Raw genomic sequence first — 25,228 nt, 5'->3', positions numbered from 1 at the left:
AGATGGACACCGCCGAACTCACCGAACTCGGACAGCAGTTGCGGGTCGACAGTGTGCGTGCCTCCGCCGCCGCGGGGTCCGGCCATCCGACGTCCTCGATGTCGGCCGCGGACCTGATGGCCGTACTGCTCGCGAACCACTTCCGCTACGACTTCGACCGCCCGGCGCACCCGGGCAACGACCGCTTCGTCCTCTCGAAGGGCCATGCCTCCCCCCTGCTGTACTCGGCCTACAAGGCCGCCGGGGCCATCGACGACGAGGAGCTGCTGACCTTCCGCGAACTCGGCAGCCGGCTCGAGGGACACCCCACCCCGCAGCGGCTGCCGTGGGTCGAGACGGCCACCGGCTCGCTCGGCCAGGGTCTTCCGGTGGGCGTCGGCATCGCGCTGGCCGGGAAGCGGCTGGACCGCATCGGCTACCGCGTGTGGGTGGTGTGCGGGGACAGCGAGCTCGCCGAGGGCTCGGTGTGGGAGGCCGCCGAGCACGCGGGCCACGAACACCTCGACAACCTCACGGTGATCGTCGACGTCAACCGCCTCGGCCAGCGCGGTCCCACCCGGCACGGCCACGACCTCGGCGCCTACGCCCGCCGCTTCCAGGCCTTCGGCTGGCACACGATCGAGATCGACGGACACGACGTGGACGCCGTCGACCGCGCCTACGGCGAGGCGGCCTCCACCCTGGGGCAGCCCACCGCGATCCTCGCCCGCACCCTCAAGGGCAAGGGCGTCCGGTCCGTCGAGGACCGCGAGGGCCTGCACGGCAAGCCGCTGCCCGACGCCGACGAGGCGATCGAGGAGCTGGGCGGCATCCGTGACCTGCGGGTCCACGTGCCCGGGCCGGCCGACGCCCGCATGCTGCACTCCGTCCCGACCGGGCCCCTCGTGCTGCCCCGCTGGGAGGGGGAGGACCGCGAGAAGGGCGTGGCGACCCGTGACGCCTACGGCAAGGCCCTGGCCGCTCTCGGCGCCGCCCGCGAGGACATCGTCGCCCTCGACGGCGAGGTGAGCGACTCCACCCGCGCCGAGGCCTTCGCCAAGGAGTACCCGGACCGGTTCTTCGAGTGCTACATCGCCGAACAGCAGCTCGTCGCCGCCGCGGTCGGTCTCGCGACGCGCGGCTGGGTGCCGTACGCCTCGACGTTCGCGGCCTTCCTGACCCGGGCCCACGACTTCGTCCGGATGGCCGCGGTCAGTGGCGCCGGCATCAACCTCGTCGGCTCGCACGCGGGGGTCGCCATCGGACAGGACGGGCCCTCGCAGATGGGTCTGGAGGACCTGGCGATGTTCCGGGCCGTGCACGGCTCGACCGTGCTCTACCCGTGCGACCCCCACCAGACCGCCCGGCTCGTCGCGGCCATGGCCGGCCTGGACGGCGTCCGCTACCTGCGCACCTCGCGCGGCGCCGACCCGGTGCTCTACGGGCCGGACGAGGAGTTCCCCGTCGGCGGCAGCAAGGTGCTGCGCTCCTCCGACCGGGACCGGCTGACGATCGTCGCGGCCGGCGTCACCGTGCACGAGGCGCTGAAGGCCGCCGAGGCGCTCGACGGCGAGGGCATCGCGGCCCGGGTGATCGACCTGTACTCGGTCAAGCCCGTCGACCGGGCCACGCTGCGCCGGGCCGCCGAGGAGACGGGCCTGCTGCTGAGCGTGGAGGACCACCACGAGCAGGGCGGCCTCGGGGACGCGGTCCTCGACGCCTTCCTCGACGGGCGGCCGGTGCCCCGGCTGGTGCGGCTCGCCGTCCGGACGATGCCCGGCTCGGCGAGCCCGGCCGAGCAGCTGCACGCCGCGGGCATCGACGCCGAGTCGATCGCCGCGTCCGCCCGGCTGCTGGTGGAGCAGGCGATCGCGCCGTGAGCGGTGACGCCGTGCGGAAGGTGCGGGTGGGCCGCCGCAGCGTCGAGGTCCACCGGCCGGACAAGGTGCTCTTCCCGGGCGGCGCGGAGGCGAAGCAGTACACGAAGGGCGATCTGGTCGCCTACTACCGGTCGGTCGCCGCGTTCATGGTGCCGCAGCTGCGCGGCCGTCCGCTGATGCTGGAACGGCACCCGGACGGGATCGACGGGCCCCGCTTCATGCAGAAGAACACCCCCGAGCACTACCCGGAGTGGATCCCGCGGGCCGAGGTGGCCAAGGAGGACGGCACCGTCCGCCACACCGTCTGCGACGAGTCCGCCACCCTCGCCTACCTCGCCGACCAGGCGTGCCTCACCCTGCACCGCTGGCTGTCCCGGGTCGGCCGGGTCGACCGTCCGGACCTGATGGTCTTCGACCTCGACCCGGCCGACGGCTCCGGCTTCGCCGCCGTCCGGGAGGCCGCCGAGTGGCTCGGGGAGCTCCTGGACCAGCTGCGGCTGCCGTCGGCCCTGATGACGACGGGCTCGCGCGGACTGCACGTCGTCGTCCCTGTCGACGGGCACGACGGCTTCGACGAGGTGCGCGGCTTCGCCCGGGACGCCGCCGAACTGCTCGTCGCCGAGCACCCCGACCGGCTGACCACGGCCGCCCGCAAGAAGGACCGCGGCGACCGGCTCTACCTGGACGTGCAGCGCAACGGCTACGCGCAGACCGCCGTCGCCCCCTTCACGGTGCGCGCGCTGCCCGGGGCGCCCGTCGCCACGCCCATCACCTGGGAGCAGCTGCACGACCCGGAGCTCGGCCCGCGCCGCTGGACCATCGCCGACGCCGCCGAGCAGGCTCACTCCCGTCCCTGGTCGGCGCTCACGGGCCGCGGGCGCGCCCTGGGCCCGGCCCGGCGCCGGCTCGACGCACTCCGAGCGGCGTGAAGGTTTGGCCAAGAGCCTTTGGGCCACCCGGAAGAAGAGGTGGCCATGGTGAACACAAAAAGCACAGCACAGTCACATGCGTCACGCAATGCACGTAACGCACATGAATCACCTGAATCACACAACTCACAAAGTTCACGAACCTCGCGGACCGCGGAGACCTCAGGGACCACGCGAACTCCACAGGGTTCACAGGGACCGACCCAGAGACCGAAGAGACCGCAGAGATCACCACGTTCGCAGAGTCCGGAGAGTTCGCGGACTCCGACGAGCGAGAAAGGCAAGGACGACGTGGCGGACGACCGGCCGAGCCCCATGGAGGTGCTGCGCGAGGCGCGCGCCCAGCTCACGGAGCTGACGGGGATGACCGCCGAGAGCGTCTCGTCCTTCGAGCAGACGGAAGACGGCTGGTCCCTGGACGTCGAGGTCCTGGAGCTGTCCCGGGTGCCCGACACGATGAGCCTGATGGCGAGCTATCAGGTCGAGCTCGATCCCGGTGGCCAGCTCACCGGCTACCGGCGCGTTCGCCGCTACGAGCGTGGACGCTCCGACGCACATCGGACGGGCGGCCGCTAGGCCGCCGGCCCGCAGTCGTTCCCGATCAACCAATCCCAGACAAGGAGGCGCGGTCGACATGACCGTTGTTCCGGCCCAGCAGTCCGGCGGTGGAGGCGGCTCAAGCGGCCTCTACGACGTGCTGGAGCTCGTCCTCGACAGGGGTCTCGTCATCGACGCGTTCATACGGGTCTCCCTGGTCGGTATCGAGATCCTCAAGATCGACGTACGGGTCGTGGTGGCCAGCGTCGACACCTACCTGCGCTTCGCCGAGGCGTGCAACCGGCTGGACCTGGAGGCGGGGCCGCGCAAGAGCCCGGGCCTGCCCGACCTGGTCGGCGAGATCACCGAGTCCGGCGCGCGCGGCAAGTCCAAGGGCGCGCTGTCCGGCGCCGCGGAGACCATCTCCGGTGCCTTCAAGCAGGCCCGTGACGAGGGCTCCGAGCAGGAGGAGCGGGCCTCCAGGCCGCGAGCCCGCAAGAGCACGACCGCGCGCAGGAAGGAGGAGCAGGAGTGAGCACATACGTGTACGGCATCGTCGCGAGCTCGCACCCCGACCTTCCGGACGGCCTGGCCGGTGTCGGCGATCCGGCCCTGCCGGTGCGCGTCCTGAAGGAGGGCGCGCTGGCGGCGGTCGTGAGCGACGCCCCCGAGGGGCTGCGGCCCAAACGCAGGGAGCTGCTCGCCCACCAGACCGTGCTCGCCGAGGCGGGCGCCGAGGGCTGCGTGCTGCCCATGCGGTTCGGCAGCGTCGCCCCCGACGACAGCTCCGTCACCGGGGTCCTCGCCGAGCGCACCGAGCACTACGAGGAGCGCCTGCGGGCCCTCGAAGGCAGGGTCGAGTACAACATCAAGGCCTCGCACGTCGAGGAGGCCGTCCTGCACCAGGTGATGGCCGAGAGTCCTGAACTGCGGGGCCTCGCGGAGGCCAACCGGCAGGCCGGCGGCGGCAGTTACGAGCAGAAACTGCAGCTCGGCGAGATGGTGGCCGCCGCGGTGAAGGCCAAGGAGGCCGAGGACGCGGCCGACGTGCAGCAGAACCTCGAGCCGCTGGCCGCGGCCACCAGTGTGGGCCCCGAGTCCACCGGCTGGCTGGTCAACGTCTCGTTCCTGGTGGACCGCGACTCGGCGGCCCGGTTCCTGGAGGCCGCGGAGGAGCTCCGCAAGGGCCGTCCGCACCTCGAACTGCGCGTCAACGGGCCGCTGCCGCCGTACAGCTTCGTCGAACCCGGCCCGGCCGAACCGGCGGGCACCAGCACGGAGTAGGTGCGCCATGGGACTCATCTCAGAGGTGCTGCTGTTGCCGTTCGCCCCGGTGCGCGGCAGCGGCTGGGTGATCGAACAGGTGGTCAAGGAGGCCGAGCGGATCTACTACGACCCCGCCACGGTCCGGGCCGAACTCGCGCGTCTGGAAGAGCGGTTGGACGCAGGCGAGATCACGGAGGAGGAGTTCGACGAGCAGGAGGACGAGCTCCTCGACCGGCTGGAGAGCGCGACGCGCAGAAGCGCGGGGACGGACGACGGGTGGACAGGATGAATCGAACGGCATTGGGTCTCGCGGTCGGGGCCGGGTATCTCCTCGGACGTACCAAGAAGCTGAAACTGGCCTTCGCCGTCGGCTCCTTGGTGGCCGGCAAGCGGCTGAACCTGACCCCCAAGGGCATCGCGGACCTGGTCTCCCAGCAACTGCAGGACAACCCGCAGTTCAAGGAGATCGGGGACCAGCTGCGCCAGGACCTGCGCGGGGTCGGCAAGGCCGCCTCCGGCGCCATGGTCGAGCGGCAGATCGATGCGCTCGCGGACCGGCTGCACGGCCGCACCGCCGAGGTGCGCGACCAGCTCGAGGGCGTCGTGCCGGGTGAGGACGCGGACGACGAGGCCGAGGACGAGGCGGACGAGGAGTACGAGGAGGAGCCGCAGGACGCCGAGGAGGACGAGGAGCCTCAGGACGCCGCGGAGGACGAGGAAGAGGAAGAAGAGGAAGAAGAGGAAGAAGAGGAAGAAGAGGAGCAGCCCAGGAAGACGGCGGCGAAGAAGGCGCCCGCCAAGAAGACGGCCAAGAGGGCCCCCGCGAAGAAGGCCCCCGCCAAGAAGGCGCCCGCCAAGAAGACCGCGGCCCGCACGCCGGCCGCGAAGAAGACCGCGTCGGCCCGCAAGACGGGCACGAGCACCGCAGCGAAGACCGCCTCGGGCACCGCATCCCGGTCCCGGCGGCCGAAGGGAGGCGGTGACCGATGACCGAGACCCTCGGATCCGCCAAGTCCGCGACCTCCGCGGCAGGCAAGGCGGCGGGCGGCAACCCGCTCTCCGGAGTGGCTCACAGCGAGGCCGCCGACCGGCTCAAGGAAGAGGTACAGGAGTACCTCGCCGCGCAGGCCACGCGCCTGCTGGCCGGTGTCGGCCACAAGCTCGGGGACACCACGGCCAAACTGAACGACATCGCCGAGGGCAACAGCCCGGGCTTCGCCAAACTCGCCCTCGAAGGCGGCCGCAAGGTCGCCGAGGGCAAGGGACCGCTGCGCACCGCGCTGGAACTCGGCGCCTCGCGGGCCAAGGACAAGGTGACCGGCGCGTTCAAGAGCCTCGGCGGCAAGGGCGGCAAGGGCAAGAAGAGCGCGGGCAAGAAGCCGACCGTGATCATGGAGACGATCGACGTCGGCGTGCCGCTGCGCACCGCCTACGACCAGTGGACGCAGTACCAGGACTTCAGCACCTTCGCCAAGGGCGTCAAGAGCGCGAACCGCGCCGACGACACCACCAGCGACTGGCAGGCGAAGGTCTTCTGGTCCAACCGCAGCTGGAAGGCGAAGACCACCGAACAGGTGCCGGACGACCGGATCGCCTGGACGTCGGAGGGCGCCAAGGGCACGACGAAGGGCGTCGTCTCCTTCCACGAGCTCGGCGAGAACCTCACCCGGATCCTGCTGATCATCGAGTACTACCCGACGGGTCTGTTCGAGAAGACCGGCAACATCTGGCGTGCCCAGGGCCGCCGCGCCCGCCTCGACCTGAAGAACTTCGCCCGCTTCATCACCATCAAGGGGGAGGCGGAGGACAGCTGGCGCGGTGAGATCCGCGACGGCGAGGTCGTCACCTCCCACGAGGACGCGGTCGCCCAGGAGGACGAGGAGAACGAGGAGAACGAGGAGAACGGCGAGCCCGAGGAGGGCGCCGAGGCGCGGGATGCCGAGGACACCGCCCCGGAGGACGATGAGGAGTACGAGGACGAGGGCCCGTACGCCGAGGACGAGGAAGTCGAGGACGAGGAAGCGGAGCCCGAGGGCGAGTACGAGGAGGAGGACGAAGCGGAGGAGGGCGAGCCGGAGGCCGCCGAGGACGAGTACGAGGAGTACGACGAGGAGGAGCCCGAGGAGGAGCCCCGGGCCGAGGGCACCCGTGAGAAGGCCAGGACCCGACGATGAGCATGCCGAGCCGGATGCCGGAGCCGTACGGCCAGGGCGGCGGAGCCAACCTCGCGGACATTCTGGAACGCGTCCTCGACAAGGGCATCGTCATCGCGGGCGACATCCGGATCAACCTGCTCGACATCGAACTGCTCACCATCAAGCTCCGCCTCATCGTCGCCTCCGTCGACAAGGCCAAGGAGATGGGCATCGACTGGTGGGAGGACGACCCGGCCCTTTCCTCCGGCGCCCGCCGCAACGAACTGGCGCGTGAGAACGCCGAGTTGCGAGAGCGGCTGGCGCGGCTGGAGGAACTGGAGCTGGGCCGCGCCCCGGAGGAGAGCCGCGCACTGAAGAAGGGCCGGACCCCGAGTGAGAGCCGCGCCCCCAAGGACGTCCGAGAGGAGTCACCATGACCGGACTGCGGTACGTGTACGCCGTCTGCCACCCCCTCGGCGCGCCCCTCCAGGCCGACCTGCCGGGGGTGGCGGGCGATCCGCCCCGACTGCTCACCCACCGCGGCCTGATCGCCGTGGTCAGCCATGTGCCGGAGCGGGACTTCGCCGAGGAGCCGCTCCGCCGCCGTCTGGAGGACCTGGACTGGCTGACGGAGACCGCCCGCGCCCATCAGCAGGTGATCGACTCCCTCACGGCCGTCACCACCCCGCTGCCGCTCCGGCTCGCCACGGTGTTCCGGGACGACAGCGGGGTCCGCGTGATGATGGAGGAGCGCGAGGAGGACTTCCGGCGCGTCCTGGACCGGCTCGCGGGGCGGGTCGAGTGGGGGGTGAAGGTCTACGTCGAGCCCGAGGCGCAGGAGGCCGAGCAAGCCGTGACGAAGCCGGCTTCGGGCCGGGACTACCTGATGCAGCGGCGCTCGAAGGCCCGGGCCCACGACGACACCTGGCAGCGTGCCGAACGGTTCGCCGGAAGTCTCCACGAGACGTTGTCCGCGCACGCCGAGGACGCCCGTCTCCACCCGCCGCAGAACTCCGCCCTTTCCAAGGCGTCCGGACAGAATGTGCTGAACGCCGCCTATCTCGTTCCGCGCGCGGAGTCCGAGGAATTCGTGGAAATGGTGGACCGTACCAAGGGGGAGGAATCCGGAATGCGTGTCGAACTCACGGGGCCATGGGCGGCCTATTCCTTCGTGGAGTCCGCCGGTGAGCCGGGGGAGGGCGCATGACCGTGGTGGAGCGCCGTGAGGTCGCCCTCGTCGACCTGCTCGACCGGCTGCTGGCCGGCGGGGTCGTCATCACCGGGGACATCACGCTGCGCATCGCGGACGTCGACCTCGTCCGCATCGACCTCAACGCGCTGATCAGCTCCGTCAATGAGCAAGTACCGTCGCCATGGGGGGAGTCGCCGTGACCGAACGCCGCAACCATCTCGACCTCGAGCCCGACACCGTCGAGCGCGATCTGGTGAAACTCGTGCTGACCGTCGTGGAGTTGCTGCGCCAGCTGATGGAACGGCAGGCGCTGCGCCGCTTCGACACGGGTGACCTGAACGAGGAGCAGGAGGAGCGGATCGGGCTCACCCTGATGCTGCTCGACGACCGGATGACCGAGCTGCGCGAACGCTACGGACTGCGGCCCGAGGACCTCAATCTGGACCTCGGGCCGCTGGGACCGCTGCTTCCCCGGGAGTGAGTCGCTCACGCCCGGGGAAGCGGGTGTTGCTTATTTCCTTATTGCTTCGGTGCCTCGGTTCACCACCTGTACCAGCGACCCCTGCCTCCCGCGGAATTGGTTCCGCGAGCCAGGAAGCCGAGCAGCCAGAGGACGAGGACCGCGAGGGCGATCCACCAGAGCAACTTCACCGCGAACCCGGCGCCGAAGAGAATCAGCACCAGCAGCAGAACCAGCAGAACGGGAACCATAGTGTCAACCTCCTGCAATGCGTGTTTCCCGGATTGCAGGAATCATTCGCGCTTCATTTGCGCACGGTCCGTGATTCGCCCGCGATTCGCCCGTGATTCGTTCGCGATTCGTCCGCGGATTAGCGGGCCTTTCGGCACAGGATCTCCGCGTGCAGGACGCTGAACCAGCCGTCCTCCCGCCGCCCCCACTCCCGCCAGGCCTCCGACACGGCCTGCAGTTCCTCCACCGTGGCGTGTCCGCCCCCGGTGGCGCGCTCGGCGTACGCCGAGGCCACGGTGCGGTCGGCCCACAGGCCGCTCCACCAGGCCCGCTCCTCGGCGGTGCTGAAGGTCCAGGTGGCGGAGGTGGCCGTGATGTCGGTGAACCCCGCGGTCAGCGCCCAGGACTTCAGCCGGCGCCCGGCGTCCGGTTCGCCGCCGTTGGCCCGGGCCACCCGGCGGTACAGGTCCAGCCAGTCGTCCATCCCGGGCGAGGCGGGGTACCAGGTCATCGCCGCGTAGTCCGAGTCGCGGACGGCGACGTACCCGCCCGGCTTCGTCACCCGCAGCATCTCGCGCAGCGCCTGCACCGGGTCGCCCACGTGCTGGAGCACCTGGTGGGCGTGGACGACGCAGAAGGTGTCGTCCGGGTAGTCCAGGGCGTGCACGTCGGCGACCGCGAAGTCGATGTTGGCCAGACCGCGCTCGGCTGCCGTCGCCCGTGCCTGCTCCAGGATCCCCGGCGCCTGGTCGACCCCGGTGACGTGCCCGTCGGGGACCAGGGCGGCCAGGTCGGCGGTGATGGTGCCGGGACCGCAGCCGATGTCCAGGATCTTCATGTGGGGCTTCAGTGAACCGAGCAGGTAGGCAGCGGAGTTGGCGGCGGTCCGCCAGGTGTGCGAACGCAGCACCGACTCGTGGTGTCCGTGCGTGTAGACGGCCGTCTCCTGTGCTTTCGGCATGGCTCTACCCCTTCTCGACGAACCGGATCCCCGGTTCCCTCACGGTACGCCGATGCTCGGATGGTGAGACCGATTGTCTTGGAATGTGGGCTGACGGTTCGTCAGTCGCCCTCCGCGCCCGGCTGACTTCGCCGACGCAGGCGCGCGGCGTGCCGGACGGCGAACGCGGCGCCGACGCCCAACGCCGCGCCCGCGAGCACGTCGCTCGGGAAGTGGACGCCGGTGTACACCCGGGACATCGCCACCGAGAACGCGACCGGCGCCACGACCGCGCCCCAGACCGGCGACTCCAGGGCGATTCCGGCCGCGAAGGCCGCCGCCGACGCGGAGTGACCGGACGGGAAGGAGGTGGTGATCGGCTGCCGCTTCAGCCGCCGCCCCCGCGGCACCGCGTCCAGCACGGGCCGCGTCCGGCGCACCGAGCGCTTGCCGACGGTGTTGATGGTGAGGGACGCCAGGCCGAGGGAGGCCAGCCCGCGCGCGGCGGCGCGGCGGGCCCGGGGCGTGCCGGACACGGCGAGGGCCGCCGCCGTCGCGAACCAGAGCACGCCGTGGTTCGCGCTGCGGCTCAGTCGCGGCAGGATCGGTTCGGCGGCCGGCCAGTGCCGCTCGGCGGCGAACGCGAACACCTGGTCGTCGAGGGCGAGAAACAGATCGCGCAGGCCGTGCCGGCCGGGCTTCAGGACGGTGAGATCGACGTCGGACATCATGCGCTGCGGGTACCCTGAAGTGGCCGTTTCTTGTGCGGGGGCGGCTTTCGACATCGGAGGGTCACTGCATGCGACTGCTGCTCGTCCGCCACGGCCAGACCCCCACGAACGTGGACTACCTGCTCGACACCGCCGTCCCCGGCCCCGGCCTCACCGCACTCGGCTCGCAGCAGGCCGCCGCCCTGCCGCAGGCCCTCGCCGACGAGGACATCGAGATCCTCTACGCCTCCACCCTCGTGCGCACCGAGCTCACCGCCGCGCCGCTGGCCGCCGCCCGCGGTCTCGGCATCCTGGTCCGCGACGGCATCCGGGAGATCTCCGCGGGCGACCTGGAGATGGTGCCCGGCAACTCGGAGCGCGGCGAGCTCTACATGCGCACCGTGTTCGCCTGGGCGCAGGGCGACGTCGAGCTGCGCATGCCGGGCGGCGAGAGCGGCACCGAGTTCCTGGCGCGGTACGACGCCGTGGTCGCCGAGGCCGCGGCGAGCGGCGCGGGCACCGTCGCGATGGTCAGCCACGGCGCCGCGATCCGCGCCTGGGCGGCCACCCGCGCCGACAACGTCGACGTTCCCTTCGCCGCGGCCAACCGCCTCGCCAACACCGGCACCGTCGTCCTCGAAGGCTCCCCGGGCGACGGGTGGAAGGCCCTGTCCTGGGCGGGAGCGACGGTCGTGCCCGCAGGTGAGGGCGGCCCGGCGGGACAGCCGGTGGCGGGCGCCGGCGGCTGACGGGCGGCGGCGCGCCTTCCCCGGCCCGCCGCGCATAACGGTTTGCCGCATCCCGTGGGCGGAACGCAGAATGCGTCCCCATGGGACACCTGGAAGCCGCGCACCTCGAGTACTACCTCCCCGACGGGAGGGCGTTGCTCGGCGACGTGTCCTTCCGGGTGGGTGAAGGGGCCGTGGTGGCGCTGGTCGGACCCAACGGCGCCGGCAAGACGACCCTGCTGCGGCTGATCTCGGCCGAGCTGAAACCGCACGGCGGGACCGTCACCGTGTCCGGCGGCCTCGGCGTGATGCGCCAGTTCGTGGGCTCCGTGCGGGACGAGACGACCGTCCGCGACCTGCTGGTGTCCGTGGCCTCGCCCCGCATCCGTGAGGTCGCGAAGGCCGTCGACAAGGCCGAGCACGCGATCATGACCGTCGACGACGAGGCCGCGCAGCTCCAGTACGCGCAGGCCCTCTCCGACTGGGCCGAGGTGCGCGGGTACGAGGCCGAGACGCTCTGGGACATGTGCACCACGGCCGCGCTCGGCGTCCCCTACGACAAGGCCCAGTTCCGCCTCGTCCGCACCCTCTCCGGCGGCGAGCAGAAGCGGCTCGTGCTGGAGGCACTGCTGCGCGGCACCGACGAGGTGCTGCTGCTCGACGAGCCGGACAACTACCTCGACGTGCCCGGCAAGCGGTGGCTGGAGGAACGGCTGAAGGAGACCCGCAAGACGGTCCTCTTCGTCTCCCACGACCGCGAACTCCTCTCCCGCGCCGCCGAGAAGATCGTCTCCGTCGAGCCCGGCCCGGCCGGCGCCGACGCCTGGGTGCACGGCGGCGGGTTCGCCACCTACCACGAGGCCCGTCGCGAACGCTTCGCCCGCTTCGAGGAGCTGCGCCGCCGCTGGGACGAGAAGCACGCCCAGCTGAAGAAGCTGGTCCTGAGCCTCCGCCAGGCCGCCTCCATCAGCCATGAGCTGGCCTCCCGCTACCAGGCCGCCCAGACCCGGCTGCGCAAGTTCGAGGAGGCCGGCCCGCCGCCGGAGCCGCCCCGCGAGCAGGACATCACGATGCGCCTCAAGGGCGGCCGCACCGGCGTCAGGGCGGTCACCTGCAAGGGACTCGAGCTCACCGGTCTGATGAAGCCCTTCGACCTGGAGGTCTTCTACGGCGAGCGGGTCGCCGTCCTCGGCTCCAACGGCTCGGGCAAGTCGCACTTCCTGCGGCTGCTGGCAGGCGACACCGTGACGCACACGGGGGAGTGGAAGCTCGGCGCGCGTGTGGTGCCAGGGCACTTCGCCCAGACCCACGCCCACCCCGAGCTCCTGGGCCGCACGCTCCTGGACATCCTGTGGAGCGAACACTCCCAGGACCGGGGCGCGGCCATGTCCCGGCTGCGCCGCTACGAGCTGACCCAGCAGGCCGAACAGACCTTCGACCGGCTCTCCGGCGGCCAGCAGGCCCGCTTCCAGATCCTGCTGCTGGAACTGCAGGGCGTCACGGCCCTGCTCCTCGACGAGCCGACCGACAACCTCGACCTGGAGTCCGCCGAAGCCCTCCAGGAGGGCCTCGAGGCCTTCGACGGTACGGTCCTCGCCGTCACCCACGACCGCTGGTTCGCCCGCTCCTTCGACCGCTACCTGGTCTTCGGCAGCGACGGCCGGGTCCGGGAGACCGCGGAGCCGGTGTGGGACGAGCGGCGTGTGGAGCGGGCCAGGTAGGGAGCCGGCCCGCACGGAGAGCCCGGGGGCCCAAATGTTCGTACAGTGGAGGCGGAGACGTGCTCCCGGGTGAGGTACCCGAACCGCATGGACGAACACGACGAGCGGGGCATGACCATGACCGGAGTCGACCCGGACCGGCTGGACGACCAGCAGCTGATGAAAGAGCTGGAGACGATCCACCGCACGCGCCACGACACCCTGCTGTACGGCTCGAACGACGCCCTGCGCGCCCACAACGGCCGTATGGCCCAGCTGGAGGGCGAGTACCTGCGCCGTAACCCGCGCCGCTTCGTCTCGCCGGGCCGTACCCGGGACGGGGCGAGGGAACGGGCCGTCGGAGTCGACGAGGTCCGCTCGCACCGGGCTCCGGCCGGGAGCCGGACGTCCGGGGAGGGCGGCGGCCCGGCGGGCACCCCGGTCGGCAAGTGGGGTCCGGGACGCCCGGGAACGACGAGCGGCCCCGGCGGGGCCTGAGCCCACCGGAGCCGCCCGACCGCTTGCGGTCTCCGGTCGGTCGCAGACTGTATACAGTGTCCCGCAGACCGCAGACCGCAGACCGCAGACCGCAGACCGCAGACCGCAGACCGCAGACCGCAGACCGCAGACCGCAGACCGCAGACCGCCGGCCGCCGGTCGTCGACCAACGGCCGACGGTCAGCGTGCTTCCTGTGTGAACACGTCCAGGAACGCCTCGCAGAAGGCCTTCAGGTCGTCCGGCTTGCGGCTGGTGACGAGCTTGCTCGGGCCGTGGTCGCAGATCTTCACCTGCTCGTCGACCCAGGTGGCGCCCGCGTTGCGCAGATCCGTCGCGAGGCTCGGCCACGAGGTCAGGACCCGGCCCCGTACGACGTCCGCCTCGACGAGGGTCCACGGGGCATGGCAGATCGCGGCGACCGGCCGGCCCTGCTCGAAGAAGTCCCTGACGAACGCCACGGCCTTGCCGTCGGTGCGCAGGAAGTCGGGGTTCGCGACGCCGCCCGGCAGGACCAGCCCGCCGAAGGACTCCGCGGACGCCTCACCGACGACCTCGTCCACCGAGAACGTGTCCGCCTTGTCGAGATGGTTGAACGCCTGGATCTCGCCGGATTCGGTCGACACCAGGACGGGCTCGTGGCCCGCGTCCACCGCCGCCTGCCAGGGGTCGGTGAGCTCGACCTGCTCGACGCCTTCGGGTGCCGTCAGAAACGCGATGCGCATGAGGGTCAACGTCCTTTCCGTGTCCTTGCGGCCCTTACGTCAGTGGGCCCGTTCCCGTCGGCCGGGCCCCGCGCCGTCACCGGCCGCTCCCGATCAGCGCCTCGGCCAGCTCCTGGACGTTGGCGTAGCGGGCCTTGCCCGGCAGCTGCCGGACCGCGTCCACCAGCGCGTCCGGCGCGTTCTTGCGGCGCAGGCCCACGGCCAGCGCGCCCGCGCCCGCGGGGAAGGAACTCCGTCCCAGGGTCCGTGCCAGCTCAAGTCGCACGGTTTCCAGCGTCGCCCGGGAACTCCCGGGCACCACCGGCCCGCCCCAGATCTCGGGGTCGTCCTCGGCGGACGGCTCGGGGTCGTGCCACTCCTCCACCCGCGTGGGGTGTCCGGACCTCAGCAGACCCTGCAATTCGTGCTTCATCTCGTCGTCCCGGTGCACGCTCAGCCGGTCGCTGCCTCGCTGCATGTCTCTCCCTCCGGGTCTTCGTCGGTGTCGGTGGCCACCGCGTACCCGAGGACAGGGAGCCGACACGGGGTCGCCGCGCTACTTCTCCTGCCGCCCCGGCAGGAACTCCTGCACCTTCGCCCTGAAGCCCTGTTTGATCATGGAGCCCCGGTCGGCGTCGCCCTTGAGGGCCGAGGCGACCGTGGCCTCGATCTGCTCCCAGGTGGCGTGCGGCGGGACCGCGGGCACGGCCGGGTCGGTGAGGAACTCGACGACCGCGGGGCCGTCCGCCTCCAGGGCCGTACGCCAGCCCGCCTCCACGTCCTGCGGCGTCTCCACCCGCACCCCGGTCAGCCCCAGGGAGCGGGCGAACGCCGCGTACGGCACGTCCGGCAGCTCCTGCGAGGGCAGGAACGACGGGGCGCCGCCCATGGCGCGCATCTCCCACGTCACCTGGTTCAGGTCCCGGTTGTTCCACACCGCGACGATCAGCCGCGGGTCCGGCCAGCGGTCCTGGTACTTGGCGGCCGTGATCAGCTCCGCGAGACCGTTCATCTGCATCGCCCCGTCCCCGACCAGCGCGATCACCGGCCGGTCCGGATGAGCGAACTTCGCGCCGATCGCATACGGCACACCGCAGCCCATGGTCGCCAGCGTGCCGGAGAGGGAACCGCGCATGCCGGGGCGCAGCGTGAGGTGACGGGCGTACCAGTTCGCCACCGAGCCCGAGTCCGAGGTGACGATCGCGTCCGGCGGGAGCAGCGGGGACAGCGTGCGGGCCACGTACTCCGGGTTGATCGGGTCGGCCGACAGCCCCGCCCGCCGGTCCAGCACGTCGTCCCAGCGCCGTACGTTGTCACAAACGGTTTCGAACCATTCCCGGCCGCGTTCCTCGCCCCTGATCATCGGGATCAGCCGGCGCAGGGTCTCCCGGGCGTCGCCGACGAGGTTCACCTCGTACGGGTAGCGCATCCCGATCATGTGCGGATCGATGTCGATCTGCACGCCCCGCGCCTTGCCGAACTCCGGCAGGAACTGTGTGTACGGGAAGGACGAGCCGATCGTCAGCAGGGTGTCGCAGTCGCGCATCAGCTCGTAGGACGGCCGGGTGCCGAGCAGGCCGATCGAGCCGGTGACGTAGGGGAGTTCGTCGCTCAGCGCGTCCTTGCCGAGCAGCGCCTTCGCGACGCCGGCGCCGAGCAGTTCGGCGATCCGCTCGACCTCGGTCCGGGCTCCGGCGGCGCCCTGTCCGATCAGGATCGCCACCTTGTCACCGGAGTTGAGGATGTCGGCGGCCGAGCGCAGGGACTCCTGCGACGGGATCGTCGTCCCACCGCTCAGGCCGAGACTGGACGGCACCATCTTGAACTCGTGGGTGGGCGCCTCGTAGGCCAGCTCCTGCACGTCGCCGGGGATGATGACCGCGGTCGGGCAGCGGCGGGCGTAGGCGGTGCGGATCGCCCGGTCCAGGACGTTCGGCAACTGCTCGGGGACCGTCACCGTCTCCACGAACTCCGAGGCGACGTCCTTGAACAGCGTGTGCAGGTCCACCTCCTGCTGGTACGAGCCGCCCATCGCCGAGCGGTGCGTCTGGCCGACGATCGCGAGCACCGGCACATGGTCGAGTTTCGCGTCGTACAGGCCGTTGAGCAGGTGGATCGCCCCCGGCCCCGAAGTCGCCACGCACACCCCGAGGCGGCCGCTGAACTTGGCGTAGCCGACCGCCTGGAACGCGGACATCTCCTCGTGCCGCGACTGCACGAAACGCGGCTCGTCCCCGGCCCGGCCCCAGGCGGCGAGCAGGCCGTTGATGCCGTCGCCCGGATAGCCGAAGACCTGCTCCACCCCCCACTCCCGCAGCCGCTGAAGGACGTGGTCGGAGACCTTGACGCTCATGGAAGTGACCTCCTGGGCAGGGGACATGGACACGAGGTGAAGGTCGTGTCCCGTTCCGTGTGACCCCTGGGGCCGCCGGAAAACCTGGGCGGTGTTTGGCGGGGGGAGTCCGGGGCAGGCGCGACTCAGTGCTTCGGACCGGAGGCACGTCCGTGGGAGGCAGCGACTCCGCGCCCCGCGGCGGCCCGGTCGGGCCGCTGTCGCGCTTCCCCGGTGACCGGCCAACCCAGAGCACTTCCAAGGGAGTTGCCACACCCCATGCCGAACAGAGCGAACGCGAAGCGCCATCCGCACGACGACGCCCCCGACACCGCCGACGCCTTCCGCAGGCTCGCCGCCCTGCCGCCTGGGCCCCAGCGCGACACGCTCCGCTCCCAGATCGTCGAGGCCTGGCTGCCCATGGCCGACCGTCTCGCCGGCCGCTTCCGCAGCCGCGGCGAGGCCTTCGACGACCTGCGTCAGGTCGCCGCCCTCGGCCTGGTCAAGGCCGTGGACCGCTACGACCCCGAACTCGGAAACGCTTTCGAGAGCTACGCCGTCCCCACCGTCACCGGCGAGATCAAGCGGCACTTCCGCGACCACATGTGGACCCTGCACGTGCCGCGCCGGGTCCAGGAACTGCGCAACCGGGTGCGCTTCGCCGACCAGGAACTGGCCCAGACCGTCTCCGGGCGGCGGCCCACCGTCGCCGAGATCGCCGAGCGCGCGCAGCTCAGCGAGGAGGACGTGCGCACCGGGATGGGGGCGCTGGAGAGCTTCACCGCGCTGTCCCTGGACGCGGAGCTGTCGGGCGGCGAGGACGGCTACTCGCTCGCTGACGTACTGGGGGTGGCGGACCCGGCGCTGGGCACGGTCGTCGACCGGGAGGCCGTCAGGACACGGCTCGCCGCGCTTCCCGAGCGGGAGCGGGCGATCTTGTACATGCGGTTCTTCGAGGACATGACGCAGAGTCGGATCGCGGATCGGCTGGGCATCTCGCAGATGCATGTGTCCCGGCTGATCAACCGGTGCTGCAACCGGTTGCGGGAACAGGTCCTGAACGACGCGGCGTAGCAGGAACCCGCGGGTGCGGGGCGTCGGCGGTCACCCGGTTGGTGGCCTGCGTCCCGCCAATGGCGTCCGGCCGCGCGCGGACGGCGGGTCCTCGGGCTCTGATGGCGGTGGGGCGGCAACGCCCCGCCCGCAGCCGTCGGCCGAAGGAACCGTCCCATGCGTCGCACCGCTCACCTCCTGTCCACCCTCGCCGTGGCCGGCGCCGTCCTGGTGGCCGTCGGTCCGGCGGCGTCCGCGGATCCGGCGGCGGAGGTCAGCCCGGGCAGCGTCGCCCCGGGCGGCAGCGTCACCGTGTCCGTCTCCTGCGGCCCCCTCGGCACCGCCGCGCCCGAGAGCCTCGACGCCACCTCGCAGGCCTTCGCCGAGGGCACCGTCAAACTGAGCAAGGTCCCCGGCGCCGACGGCGCGCAGTCCGGGCCCGCCTACCGGGGCACCGCCCGCATCGCGCCCGCAGCCGATCTGGAGGTGAGCCCGGAGGCGGTCGGACCCGACGCCGCCTGGACCGTCGACGGCAGCTGTCCGGCGGCGCCCGGCGGACAGGGCAAGCCGTGGAGCGCGACGCTGGACGTGGCCCGTGGCGCCCCACAGCCGTGCGGGTCGACGTCCGCCGCGTCCTGCGCCACCGGCCGGCCGTGCCCGCCGGCGCAGGACACCTCCCCGGGGCAGACCGACACCTGCCGCACCGTCGAGCCGTGCGCCCCGCCCGAGCCCCGGCCCCGGGCCACCGCGTCCCACGAGGCCGGCTGCGCCCCCGCGACCGTCGGGCACGGTGTGCAGGCCGGAGAGGGCGGCGCCTTCACCGACTCCGTCCCCGCGCTCGCCGCCGGCGGCCTGCTGATCGCCGGCGCGCTCGGCCTGTCCGTGCACCGGCTGCGCCGCCGGGACCCCGAGGGCGGCGTCTGACCCGCCGGAGAGCCGGTCCGGCCCGGGCTGTGACCGGCGCAACGTGCCGGACGGCCATGGGGTGCGGTCCCACGGGGTACTCAGAGCCCAGGGGCACGACCGGCCCCGTACGAGCGCCCGGCCCCGCAGGGCCGCCGGGCCCCGCACGGGACGCGACGCCCCGCCCGGCCCACGACGACGCCCGGCGGCCGGGTACGGCACAGCGCGGCGGGCACCGCACCGGGCGCGGCGCCACACCCGGCGCGGCACCAGGACCAGGCGCGGCACCAGGACCAGGCGGGACACCAGTGCCAGGCAGGGCATCAGGGACGGACTGCGCGGAGGACGGCATGCGGCGGACGGCACTGGAGGACCACGGGCCCGTCCGCTACGGCCCGCCACTGCCCCTGGACGGCCTGCCGGTGCTGCCGGAACTCGTCTCGGTGCTCGCCCGGGCCGCCGGCCGCGCCGACGCCGAGCCGGTCGGCGGCGGCCCCGCCCTGCTCGACGCCGCCCACGGCTACTGGGAGCGGCGTGGGACCCCCGCCGAGCCGGGACGCGTCGTGGCCGGGCCCGGCGCCCCGACCCTGCTGCTCGCGCTGACCGCAGCCCTGGGCGGCGATGTCCTGGTGCCCCGGCCCTGCGCGGCCTGGTGGGCGCCGTACGCCCGCCTGTTGGGGAGACCCGTCTTCCACGTGGCGACACCGGCCGAGTGCGGCGGCGTCCCGGACCCCTACGCCCTGCTGGAGACCGTGCGCCGGGTGCGCGCCGAGGGCGGCGACCCGCGGCTGCTGGTGCTGTCCGTCGCCGACGACCCCACCGGGACCGTGGCGCCGCCCGAGGTGCTGCACGAGGCGGTGGAGGCCGCCGCGGGCGAGGGCCTGCACCTGATCAGCGACGAGACCTGGCGCGACACGCTGCACGCCCCGCACGACACCGTGCTGGTCAGCCCCGCCGAGATGCTGCCCGAGCAGGTCACCGTCGTCAGCGACCTCGCCGGTGCGCTGCTGCCCACCGGCTGGCCGGCGGCCGTCGCCCGGTTCCCCGCCTCGGCCGTCGGCGACGACCTGCACGCGCGGGTGCTCGACGTCCTGACCGCGCTCGGCGCGCGCGTGGCCGCTCCGGTCGCCGCGGCGGCCGCGTACGCCCTGACCGAGCCCGAGCCGGTCACCGCGCGCGTCGCCGCCGCCGTACGCCTGCACGCGCGCGTGGCGGACGCCGTGTACGCCACCGTGGTCGCCGCGGGCGGCCTCGCCCTCCCGCCCCGGGCCGGCCGTCACCTGTACGTCGATCTGGGCCCGCTGCGCACCGCGCTCGCCGCGCACGGCGTCGGCGACGCACAGGACCTGGAGGACTTCCTCGCCGCCCGGCTCGGGATGCCCGCGCCGGGCGGACACCGCTTCGGGGACGAGCTCGGCGCGCTGCGCGTCCGGCTGTCCACCGGCATGCTGCTGGACGGTACGGACGCGCAGCGCACGGAATGCCTCACGTCACCCGCACCGTTGGAACTGCCACACGTGCAACGCGCGTTGATGCTCTTGAGGTCGGTCTTCGACGATCTCCGTGACGACGCTCAGCGATGGGAGCCTCCTCGATGACGCAGCAGTCCGAGTCGACCACCACCGGCACGGTGACCACCGAGGACGCCGACGCCCCGGCCCCCCTGGCCCCGCTCGCGCCCCCCGCCCCGCCGCTCGCCGCGCCCCGCCCCCTGGGAGAGCGGCGGGTGTGGCCGCGGACCTTCCACGACCGGCTGACCTCACCCCTGCCCAACCTCAAGGCCTTCGCCCGGTTCGCCCGCGAGGGTTCCGTGCGGCCCGGCCGGGACGGCCTCGCCGACGTTCCCCGGCTGCCCTTCGCACCCGCCCCGCTGCCCCGGGTGGACGCCCGTACCGTCGCCGTCTCCTGGGCGGGTCACGCCAGTTGGGTGGTGAGCGTCGGCGGCCTCACCGTCCTGACCGACCCGGTCTGGTCCCGCCGCATCCTCGGCACCCCGGCCCGGATCACTCCCGTCGGCGTCCCCTGGGAGGCGCTCCCGCGCGTCGACGCCGTCGTCATCAGCCACAACCACTACGACCATCTCGACGCCCCCACGCTGCGCCGGCTCCCGCGCGACACACCCGTGTTCGTGCCGGCCGGGCTCGGACGCTGGTTCCTGCGCCGCCGGTTCACCCGGGTCACCGAGCTGGACTGGTGGGAGGCGGCCGAACTCTCCGGCGTGCGCTTCGACTTCGTGCCGTCCCACCACTGGTCCAAGCGGTCCCTCACCGACACCTGCCACTCCCTCTGGGGCGGCTGGGTGCTCACCGCCCCCGACGGCCTGCGTGTCTACTTCGCCGGTGACACCGGCTACGGCCACTGGTTCTCCCGGATCGGACAGCACTACCCGGGCATCGACCTCGCCCTGCTGCCCATCGGCGCCTACGACCCCCGCTGGTGGCTCAGCGACGTCCACTGCGACCCGGAGGAGGCGGTCCGCGCCACCCTCGACCTCGGGGCGCGGCGGATGGCCCCGATGCACTGGGGCACGTTCGTGCTGTCCGCCGAGCCCGTCCTCGAGCCCCTCACACGCGTGCGTGCGGCCTGGGAGAAGGCGGGGCTGGACCGGGACGACCTGTGGGACCTGCCGGTGGGAGGCGCACGGGTACTGGAGTGACGCGGGTACCGGAGTCGTACAGGTACCGGAGTCGTACAGGTACCGGAGTCGTACAGGTACCGGAGTGACGCGGGCATCCGAGCCGTACGGGCACTCGGGCTGCTCGGGTACCGAAGTCGTACGGGTACCAGGGTGGCGCGCGTACGGGAGCACCTCGGGTGCCGCGGTGGAGCACGTACCGGTGCGGCATGCGTACCGGTGTGACACCGGCCCGGTGCACCGCGGCTGGCGTACCGGCACGGGCGCCGGACGGCAGGGGTCCCGGACTACGCGGCCCTGGTTCCCCGGGCCCGGCGCCACAGGCTCGGGGCCGCGCTGATCACCACGGTCAGCGCGACCGCCGCGACCACGCCCTCCCAGGGCTCGGGGAACAGCGAGCCGCCGAGGATCCCGATCAGCTGGTAGGTCACCGCCCAGGCCAGACACGCCGGGAGATTGCCCCGCGCGAAGCGGCGCAGCGGCCACTCCGCCATCAGACAGGCCAGCATCACCGGTATCCGGCCCGCCGGCACCAGCCGGGACAGCACCAGTACGGCCGTGCCGTGGTGGGCGAGCTTGTCCTGCGCCTGCTCGAGCCGTTCCTCGGGAGCCCGCGAGCGGATCGCCTCCAGCCAGCGCGAGCCGTTCTTCGACCGCATCCCGCGCCGCCCCAGCCAGTACAGCGCCGCGTCCCCGCAGAACGCCGCGAGCGACGCCGTCAGGAACACCATCGCCAGCGCGAACGGCACCGTCTGATGGACGGCGACCGCCGCCGCCGTACTCACCAGCGCCCCCGTCGGCACCACCGGCACCAGCGCCCCGATCAGCACCAGCAGGAACAACGACGGATAGCCGAGGGCCTGCTGCGTGGCCTCCGTCGGCACGACCGTCACGGTCGCGGCGAGCCACCACTTCACCGGGAGACCTCCGGGCGCACGCTCTCGCCGTGCCCGAGCCGGTGCACCACGACGTCCGGCGCGCGTTCCGCCGCGAGCCGTACGAACTCCTCGCCGGGAGCATGGAATTCATGGGGGCGCACGGCGTCCATGCCGATCGGCCAGTAGGTGCCGTAGTGCACCGGCACCGCGGTGCGCGGCGCCAGCCGGACCAGTGCCTCGGCCGCGCGCCCCGCGTCCAGGTGCCCCTCGCCGAGATACGGCCCCCAGCCGCCCACCGGGAGCAGCGCCACGTCGACCGGCCCGACCTCCTTGGCCATGTCCTCGAACAGGCCGGTGTCCCCGGCGAAGTACGTCCGGGCCTCGCCCTCGACGACGTACCCGAGCGCGGGGGAGTGGTGCCGTCCGACCGGCAGCCGCCGCCCGTCGTGGCGCGCGGGCACGGCCCGTATCCGCACGTCGCCGACGGTGGTCTCGTCCCCGGGCGCCATCTCGCTCAGCCGCAGATGCCGCAGCCGGCGCAGCCCGGGGACGGCGCGCGGCGCGCCCCGGGGCACCAGCAGGCGCGTGCCCGGCGCAAGGCGCGCAAGCGAGGGCACATGCAGATGGTCGGCGTGCAGGTGGGAGACGAGCGCCACGTCCGCGCGCCAGGCGCCGGGCGGGGGCGGCGCGCCCCGGCGGCGGCGCAGATGCGCGAGACGGCGCGCGAACAGGGGATCGGTGAGCACACGTACGTCCGAATCCTCGACCGTGCAGGTGGCGTGCCCCCACCACGTGATCTCCACCGCCACCTCTTTGCCTCCTTCGCGCGACTCCCCCGAAGCCTACGGGCAGGAGTAGGGTCGGCGGCGAAACCCGGAGGTGAGGGGGACGCCATGGGACCGGTGCGGGTCACGGCGATCGCGAGTCTGACGCCGCTGGAGGAACTGGACGCCGATCCCTTCCTGGTGGACTCCCGCAGCCAGCACGCGATGTGCGCGCGGTGGGCCGCCGAGCGCGGCTACGTCGTCAGCCGGGAACTGCTGGTCCGCGGGCTGCGCGCCGACCACTGCGTGCTGTGGGACGGCATCCGGGCCGGCGTCGACCTGTTCGTGGCGCCCAGCCGCCGGGTGCTGGAGAGCGCGCTGTCGTCCGTGGAGGAGTTCTCCGCGGAGTGCGCGCGGCGCGGTGTACGGGTGGAGACCGTCGGCAGCGCCGAGCCCGCCTACGACGCGCAGATGAAGGCCCGGGTGCACCGGCGGCTGTCGATGCCGACGGCCGGCTACGACGGGCGGTAGCCGCGGGGTGCCTGTCACCGCGATATGACAGGGTGGAGGGCGGCCCCCGGGCGTCGGGGCCGGAACGTGAGGTGTACGGGGCGTGCGTGGGGTGCGGTGGCGGCGGGCCGTCAGTCAGGCCGGGCGGAGCGTCGCGGTGTGGGGCGTCTCCACGCTCACGATGCTGGTGCTCGCGGGGATCCTGCCCGACTTCCGCCTCCAGTCCGCCGACGGCGCCAGCGCCACCACCATCGCCATGACCGCCGCCGTCGGCGCCGGGGTGTTCGGTGTGCTGTCGGCCCTGGCCTGGCCCCTGCTGGTGCGCCTGCTGCTGCTCGTACCGGCGCTGGTCCTCGGCCTGCTGGTGTTCTTCCTCAACGGCTCGCTGCTGCTGCTCGCCCTGCGCCTGAACCCCTCCGGGCAGAGCGAGGCCGCCCCGGAGACCGCCGTGATCGTCGCCGCCGTGATGTCCGCCGTCGCCTCCGCGACGGGCGGCGCGCTGGCCGTACGCGACGACGACGCCTACCGCCGCCGCCTGTACCGGCTCGCCGACCGCCGCCGAAGAGGCGGCGCCGCCTGCCCCGCCACGCCCGGCACCGTTTTCCTCCAGCTCGACGGCGTCGGCCACGACGTGCTGGCCGCGGCGGTGCGCAAGGGGCTGATGCCGACCGTCGCCGGATGGCTGGGCAGCGCCCCGCAACAGGGCCGCGGGCAGGGCCGCGCGGGCAGCGGCGCCCCGCGCGCCAGCCACCGGCTCACCCGGTGGCACACCGACTGGTCCAGCCAGACCGGCGCGAGCCAGCTCGGCATCCTGCACGGCAGCAACCACGACGTGCCCGCCTTCCGCTGGTACGAGAAGGACACCGGGGAGGTGATGGTCTGCAACCGTCCCACCAGCGCCGCCGAACTCCAGCGCCGCGCGGTCGAGCGCACCGGTGACGGCGGACTGCTGTCCGCCGACGGCGCGAGCCGCGGCAACCTCTTCAGCGGCGGCGCGGACGAGCAGGCCCTCGTGCTGTCCATCGCCACCCGTCGGCGCAGCCGGGAGACGCGGTCCCGGTCCGGCTACTTCGCCTACTTCTCCGACCCGGCCAACGCCGTGCGCACCGCGCTGTCGTTCGTCGCCGAGGTCGGCCGCGAGAGCGGCCAGTCCACCCGCGCCCGGCTGCGCCAGGAGCGCCCACGCGTCGGACGCGGCGGCCTCTACCCGCTCGTCCGCGCCTTCGCGACCGTCGTCGAACGTGACGTCGTGGTGGCCGCCGTGATGGGCGACATGCTCGCCGGCCGCACCGCCGTCTACGCCGACCTGGTGGCGTACGACGAGGTCGCGCACCACTCCGGGCCGCTCGGCCGGGACACCGAGCAGGTCCTCGGCCGCCTCGACCGGGCGCTCGCGCTGATCGAGAACGTGGCCGAGCACGCACCGCGCCCCTATCGGATCGTCGTCCTGTCCGACCACGGCCAGAGCCCCGGCGAAACGTTCCGCGCCCGCTACGGCCTCACCCTCGGCAACCTGGTGCGGGCCGGCTGCGGGCTGGCCGTGCCGCGCAAGGCCGAACGCACCCACAGCGGCGCCGAGGCCCGGGCGGCCGTCCGCGCGGCGCTGCGCCGGCCCGTCGAGGAGAGCGGCGAACGCCACCGCCCGACCGGCCGCCGCTCGGAACCGATCGTGCTGGCCTCGGGCAACCTCGGCCTGATCTCGTTCCCGGACGTGCCCCACCGGATGAGCAAGGAGGAAATCGACGCCCGCCACCCCGCGCTGCTCACCACCCTCGCCAACCACCCCGGCATCGGCTTCCTCCTCGTCCGCAGCGAGGAGCACGGCGGGGTCGTCCTCGGCGCGTACGGCGCGGAGATACCGCTGGACCAACTCGACCGGACGCCCGGCCCGCTGGCCGCCTTCGGGCCCGGAGCCGCCGACGCCGTGCGCCGCACCCACTCCTTCCCGCACACCGCCGACATCATGGTCAACTCCTTCCACGACCCGGCCGACGGCGAGGTCCTCGCCTTCGAGGAGCAGATCGGCTCCCACGGCGGCCTCGGCGGCGCGCAGGCCAGACCGTTCCTGCTGTCCCCGCTCGCGCTGTCCGCCCCCGTCGAGGACGACGAGGAGCTGATCGGCGCGGAGCACGTGCACCGCGTCCTGCGCCGCTGGCTGCGCGAGTCCAACGGGCCCCAGATACCGCTCGAGACGGCACCGGAGGAGCGCGCCGCCTGAAATTGGGCTGCGCCGAAGGAGCCGTACGCACACACTGTCCGTACCGGT

The 25,228-nt window shown here is 72.8% G+C and carries 25 protein-coding genes and 4 pseudogenes; 21 read left to right on the top strand and 8 right to left on the bottom strand.

The window, feature by feature from the left end; genetic code table 11:
- The first annotated feature begins 2 nt into the window (after nucleotides 1-2).
- The 12 genes and pseudogenes from OG933_RS09945 to OG933_RS09890 all read left to right on the top strand — a co-directional run bounded on the left by OG933_RS09945 (nucleotide 3) and on the right by OG933_RS09890 (nucleotide 8,399).
- Nucleotides 3-1,859, top strand: a complete 1,857-nt coding sequence (locus tag OG933_RS09945; protein ID WP_405626567.1) for a transketolase — start codon at nucleotides 3-5, stop codon at nucleotides 1,857-1,859.
- Nucleotides 1,856-2,788: a non-homologous end-joining DNA ligase gene (ligD, locus tag OG933_RS09940; RefSeq protein WP_405626566.1), complete on the top strand. Its 933-nt coding sequence runs from the start codon at nucleotides 1,856-1,858 to the stop codon at nucleotides 2,786-2,788. The genes OG933_RS09945 and ligD overlap by 4 nt, the downstream gene beginning before the upstream one ends.
- Before the next feature lie 249 nt (nucleotides 2,789-3,037).
- Nucleotides 3,038-3,364: pseudogene (locus tag OG933_RS09935) on the top strand (gas vesicle protein); the annotation flags it as partial.
- Nucleotides 3,365-3,422: 58 nt separating this feature from the next.
- Nucleotides 3,423-3,860, top strand: a complete 438-nt coding sequence (locus OG933_RS09930) for a gas vesicle structural protein GvpA (protein WP_327185907.1) — start codon at nucleotides 3,423-3,425, stop codon at nucleotides 3,858-3,860.
- On the top strand, nucleotides 3,857-4,609 hold the full coding sequence (locus tag OG933_RS09925; RefSeq protein ID WP_405626565.1) for a GvpL/GvpF family gas vesicle protein: 753 nt from the start codon (nucleotides 3,857-3,859) through the stop codon (nucleotides 4,607-4,609). Before OG933_RS09930 ends, OG933_RS09925 begins: the two co-directional genes overlap by 4 nt.
- Nucleotides 4,610-4,616: 7 nt before the next feature.
- Nucleotides 4,617-4,880: a gas vesicle protein GvpG gene (locus tag OG933_RS09920; protein ID WP_020125582.1), complete on the top strand. Its 264-nt coding sequence runs from the start codon at nucleotides 4,617-4,619 to the stop codon at nucleotides 4,878-4,880.
- Nucleotides 4,877-5,581, top strand: coding sequence for a DNA primase (locus tag OG933_RS09915; protein WP_405626564.1), 705 nt, complete (start codon nucleotides 4,877-4,879; stop codon nucleotides 5,579-5,581). Before OG933_RS09920 ends, OG933_RS09915 begins: the two co-directional genes overlap by 4 nt.
- Nucleotides 5,578-6,765, top strand: a complete 1,188-nt coding sequence (locus OG933_RS09910; RefSeq protein WP_405626563.1) for an SRPBCC family protein — start codon at nucleotides 5,578-5,580, stop codon at nucleotides 6,763-6,765. The genes OG933_RS09915 and OG933_RS09910 overlap by 4 nt, the downstream gene beginning before the upstream one ends.
- A pseudogene (locus OG933_RS09905) lies at nucleotides 6,762-7,088 on the top strand (gas vesicle protein); the annotation flags it as partial. The gene OG933_RS09910 and the pseudogene OG933_RS09905, both read left to right, overlap by 4 nt.
- A 71-nt stretch (nucleotides 7,089-7,159) precedes the next feature.
- On the top strand, nucleotides 7,160-7,933 hold the full coding sequence (locus OG933_RS09900; protein WP_362522997.1) for a GvpL/GvpF family gas vesicle protein: 774 nt from the start codon (nucleotides 7,160-7,162) through the stop codon (nucleotides 7,931-7,933).
- Nucleotides 7,930-8,118 (top strand): gas vesicle protein, encoded by a 189-nt coding sequence (locus OG933_RS09895; protein WP_054241593.1) that lies wholly within the window; start codon nucleotides 7,930-7,932, stop codon nucleotides 8,116-8,118. Before OG933_RS09900 ends, OG933_RS09895 begins: the two co-directional genes overlap by 4 nt.
- Complete coding sequence (locus tag OG933_RS09890; RefSeq protein WP_020125588.1) at nucleotides 8,115-8,399, top strand: gas vesicle protein K; 285 nt, start codon at nucleotides 8,115-8,117, stop codon at nucleotides 8,397-8,399. Before OG933_RS09895 ends, OG933_RS09890 begins: the two co-directional genes overlap by 4 nt.
- 59 nt (nucleotides 8,400-8,458) lie before the next feature.
- Here the strand turns inward: OG933_RS09890 and OG933_RS09885 are convergent, their stop codons facing one another.
- The 3 genes and pseudogenes from OG933_RS09885 to OG933_RS09875 all read right to left on the bottom strand — a co-directional run.
- A complete protein-coding gene (locus OG933_RS09885) occupies nucleotides 8,459-8,629 on the bottom strand; it encodes a hypothetical protein (protein ID WP_054241705.1) in 171 nt (56 codons plus the stop codon).
- A gap of 119 nt (nucleotides 8,630-8,748) precedes the next feature.
- Nucleotides 8,749-9,570, bottom strand: a complete 822-nt coding sequence (locus tag OG933_RS09880) for a class I SAM-dependent methyltransferase (RefSeq protein ID WP_405626561.1) — start codon at nucleotides 9,568-9,570, stop codon at nucleotides 8,749-8,751.
- Between the two features lie 113 nt (nucleotides 9,571-9,683).
- Nucleotides 9,684-10,280, bottom strand: a pseudogene (locus OG933_RS09875) (phosphatase PAP2 family protein); the annotation flags it as partial.
- A gap of 68 nt (nucleotides 10,281-10,348) precedes the next feature.
- Between OG933_RS09875 and OG933_RS09870 the strand changes: the two are divergent.
- The 3 genes and pseudogenes from OG933_RS09870 to OG933_RS09860 form a co-directional block, all read left to right on the top strand.
- A complete protein-coding gene (locus OG933_RS09870; protein WP_405626559.1) occupies nucleotides 10,349-11,008 on the top strand; it encodes a histidine phosphatase family protein in 660 nt (219 codons plus the stop codon).
- An 80-nt stretch (nucleotides 11,009-11,088) separates the two neighbouring features.
- Nucleotides 11,089-12,708 carry an ABC-F family ATP-binding cassette domain-containing protein gene (locus OG933_RS09865; protein WP_054241590.1) on the top strand — a complete coding sequence of 540 codons (1,620 nt, stop codon included), beginning with the start codon at nucleotides 11,089-11,091 and terminating at the stop codon, nucleotides 12,706-12,708.
- 87 nt (nucleotides 12,709-12,795) lie between these two features.
- Nucleotides 12,796-13,050: pseudogene (locus OG933_RS09860) on the top strand (DUF6158 family protein); the annotation flags it as partial.
- 315 nt (nucleotides 13,051-13,365) lie between these two features.
- Here the strand turns inward: OG933_RS09860 and OG933_RS09855 are convergent.
- From OG933_RS09855 to OG933_RS09845, 3 genes are all read right to left on the bottom strand, one after another.
- Nucleotides 13,366-13,908 (bottom strand): type 1 glutamine amidotransferase domain-containing protein, encoded by a 543-nt coding sequence (locus OG933_RS09855; protein WP_362522989.1) that lies wholly within the window; start codon nucleotides 13,906-13,908, stop codon nucleotides 13,366-13,368.
- Nucleotides 13,909-13,984: 76 nt separating this feature from the next.
- Nucleotides 13,985-14,365, bottom strand: a complete 381-nt coding sequence (locus tag OG933_RS09850; protein ID WP_362522987.1) for a DUF2795 domain-containing protein — start codon at nucleotides 14,363-14,365, stop codon at nucleotides 13,985-13,987.
- A 78-nt stretch (nucleotides 14,366-14,443) separates the two neighbouring features.
- Complete coding sequence (locus OG933_RS09845) at nucleotides 14,444-16,240, bottom strand: thiamine pyrophosphate-requiring protein (protein ID WP_405626558.1); 1,797 nt, start codon at nucleotides 16,238-16,240, stop codon at nucleotides 14,444-14,446.
- A 258-nt stretch (nucleotides 16,241-16,498) separates the two neighbouring features.
- Here OG933_RS09845 and OG933_RS09840 point away from each other — a divergent pair, with 258 nt between their 5' ends.
- The 4 genes from OG933_RS09840 to OG933_RS09825 all read left to right on the top strand — a co-directional run bounded on the left by OG933_RS09840 (nucleotide 16,499) and on the right by OG933_RS09825 (nucleotide 20,831).
- Nucleotides 16,499-17,293: an RNA polymerase sigma factor SigF gene (locus tag OG933_RS09840; RefSeq protein WP_362522983.1), complete on the top strand. Its 795-nt coding sequence runs from the start codon at nucleotides 16,499-16,501 to the stop codon at nucleotides 17,291-17,293.
- Between the two features lie 156 nt (nucleotides 17,294-17,449).
- Nucleotides 17,450-18,196: a hypothetical protein gene (locus tag OG933_RS09835; RefSeq protein ID WP_405626557.1), complete on the top strand. Its 747-nt coding sequence runs from the start codon at nucleotides 17,450-17,452 to the stop codon at nucleotides 18,194-18,196.
- Nucleotides 18,197-18,525: 329 nt separating this feature from the next.
- The gene (locus tag OG933_RS09830) at nucleotides 18,526-19,773 is read left to right on the top strand and encodes an aminotransferase class I/II-fold pyridoxal phosphate-dependent enzyme (protein WP_405626555.1); all 1,248 of its coding nucleotides are present in this window, start codon (nucleotides 18,526-18,528) and stop codon (nucleotides 19,771-19,773) included.
- Nucleotides 19,770-20,831 (top strand): MBL fold metallo-hydrolase, encoded by a 1,062-nt coding sequence (locus OG933_RS09825; RefSeq protein ID WP_362522977.1) that lies wholly within the window; start codon nucleotides 19,770-19,772, stop codon nucleotides 20,829-20,831. The genes OG933_RS09830 and OG933_RS09825 overlap by 4 nt, the downstream gene beginning before the upstream one ends.
- Nucleotides 20,832-21,097: 266 nt before the next feature.
- Here OG933_RS09825 and OG933_RS09820 read toward each other — a convergent pair whose 3' ends face one another.
- Both OG933_RS09820 and OG933_RS09815 read right to left on the bottom strand, forming a co-directional pair.
- Entirely contained in the window at nucleotides 21,098-21,727 is a 630-nt protein-coding gene (locus OG933_RS09820; protein WP_054241583.1) for a DedA family protein, read from the bottom strand.
- Complete coding sequence (locus tag OG933_RS09815; RefSeq protein WP_405626553.1) at nucleotides 21,724-22,497, bottom strand: MBL fold metallo-hydrolase; 774 nt, start codon at nucleotides 22,495-22,497, stop codon at nucleotides 21,724-21,726. Before OG933_RS09815 ends, OG933_RS09820 begins: the two co-directional genes overlap by 4 nt.
- An 84-nt stretch (nucleotides 22,498-22,581) precedes the next feature.
- On the opposite strand from OG933_RS09815, the gene OG933_RS09810 reads away from it, so the two are divergent.
- Both OG933_RS09810 and OG933_RS09805 read left to right on the top strand, forming a co-directional pair.
- A complete protein-coding gene (locus tag OG933_RS09810; protein WP_020125604.1) occupies nucleotides 22,582-22,983 on the top strand; it encodes a hypothetical protein in 402 nt (133 codons plus the stop codon).
- Nucleotides 22,984-23,065: 82 nt separating this feature from the next.
- A complete protein-coding gene (locus OG933_RS09805) occupies nucleotides 23,066-25,180 on the top strand; it encodes a phage holin family protein (protein WP_405626551.1) in 2,115 nt (704 codons plus the stop codon).
- Nucleotides 25,181-25,228 lie beyond the last annotated feature (48 nt).

Source organism: Streptomyces sp. NBC_00016 (genome assembly GCF_045040885.1).
GTDB classification, from domain to species: Bacteria; Actinomycetota; Actinomycetes; order Streptomycetales; family Streptomycetaceae; genus Streptomyces; species Streptomyces coriariae.
The sequence above is the reverse complement of the archived record's forward strand: the minus strand, read 5'-3'. Positions and strand labels throughout refer to the sequence as shown.

Excerpts from the sequence above, each read along its gene's own strand:
- OG933_RS09945 (WP_405626567.1), top strand. The coding sequence starts at position 3 with ATGGACACCGCCGAACTCACCGAACTCGGACAGCAGTTGCGGGTCGAC.
- OG933_RS09930 (WP_327185907.1), top strand. The coding sequence starts at position 3,423 with ATGACCGTTGTTCCGGCCCAGCAGTCCGGCGGTGGAGGCGGCTCAAGC.
- OG933_RS09920 (WP_020125582.1), top strand. The coding sequence starts at position 4,617 with ATGGGACTCATCTCAGAGGTGCTGCTGTTGCCGTTCGCCCCGGTGCGC.
- OG933_RS09915 (WP_405626564.1), top strand. The coding sequence starts at position 4,877 with ATGAATCGAACGGCATTGGGTCTCGCGGTCGGGGCCGGGTATCTCCTC.
- OG933_RS09910 (WP_405626563.1), top strand. The coding sequence starts at position 5,578 with ATGACCGAGACCCTCGGATCCGCCAAGTCCGCGACCTCCGCGGCAGGC.
- OG933_RS09900 (WP_362522997.1), top strand. The coding sequence starts at position 7,160 with ATGACCGGACTGCGGTACGTGTACGCCGTCTGCCACCCCCTCGGCGCG.
- OG933_RS09895 (WP_054241593.1), top strand. The coding sequence starts at position 7,930 with ATGACCGTGGTGGAGCGCCGTGAGGTCGCCCTCGTCGACCTGCTCGAC.
- OG933_RS09885 (WP_054241705.1), bottom strand. The coding sequence starts at position 8,629 with ATGGTTCCCGTTCTGCTGGTTCTGCTGCTGGTGCTGATTCTCTTCGGC.
- OG933_RS09880 (WP_405626561.1), bottom strand. The coding sequence starts at position 9,570 with ATGCCGAAAGCACAGGAGACGGCCGTCTACACGCACGGACACCACGAG.
- OG933_RS09870 (WP_405626559.1), top strand. The coding sequence starts at position 10,349 with ATGCGACTGCTGCTCGTCCGCCACGGCCAGACCCCCACGAACGTGGAC.
- OG933_RS09865 (WP_054241590.1), top strand. The coding sequence starts at position 11,089 with ATGGGACACCTGGAAGCCGCGCACCTCGAGTACTACCTCCCCGACGGG.
- OG933_RS09855 (WP_362522989.1), bottom strand. The coding sequence starts at position 13,908 with ATGCGCATCGCGTTTCTGACGGCACCCGAAGGCGTCGAGCAGGTCGAG.
- OG933_RS09850 (WP_362522987.1), bottom strand. The coding sequence starts at position 14,365 with ATGCAGCGAGGCAGCGACCGGCTGAGCGTGCACCGGGACGACGAGATG.
- OG933_RS09845 (WP_405626558.1), bottom strand. The coding sequence starts at position 16,240 with ATGAGCGTCAAGGTCTCCGACCACGTCCTTCAGCGGCTGCGGGAGTGG.
- OG933_RS09840 (WP_362522983.1), top strand. The coding sequence starts at position 16,499 with ATGCCGAACAGAGCGAACGCGAAGCGCCATCCGCACGACGACGCCCCC.
- OG933_RS09835 (WP_405626557.1), top strand. The coding sequence starts at position 17,450 with ATGCGTCGCACCGCTCACCTCCTGTCCACCCTCGCCGTGGCCGGCGCC.
- OG933_RS09830 (WP_405626555.1), top strand. The coding sequence starts at position 18,526 with ATGCGGCGGACGGCACTGGAGGACCACGGGCCCGTCCGCTACGGCCCG.
- OG933_RS09825 (WP_362522977.1), top strand. The coding sequence starts at position 19,770 with ATGACGCAGCAGTCCGAGTCGACCACCACCGGCACGGTGACCACCGAG.
- OG933_RS09810 (WP_020125604.1), top strand. The coding sequence starts at position 22,582 with ATGGGACCGGTGCGGGTCACGGCGATCGCGAGTCTGACGCCGCTGGAG.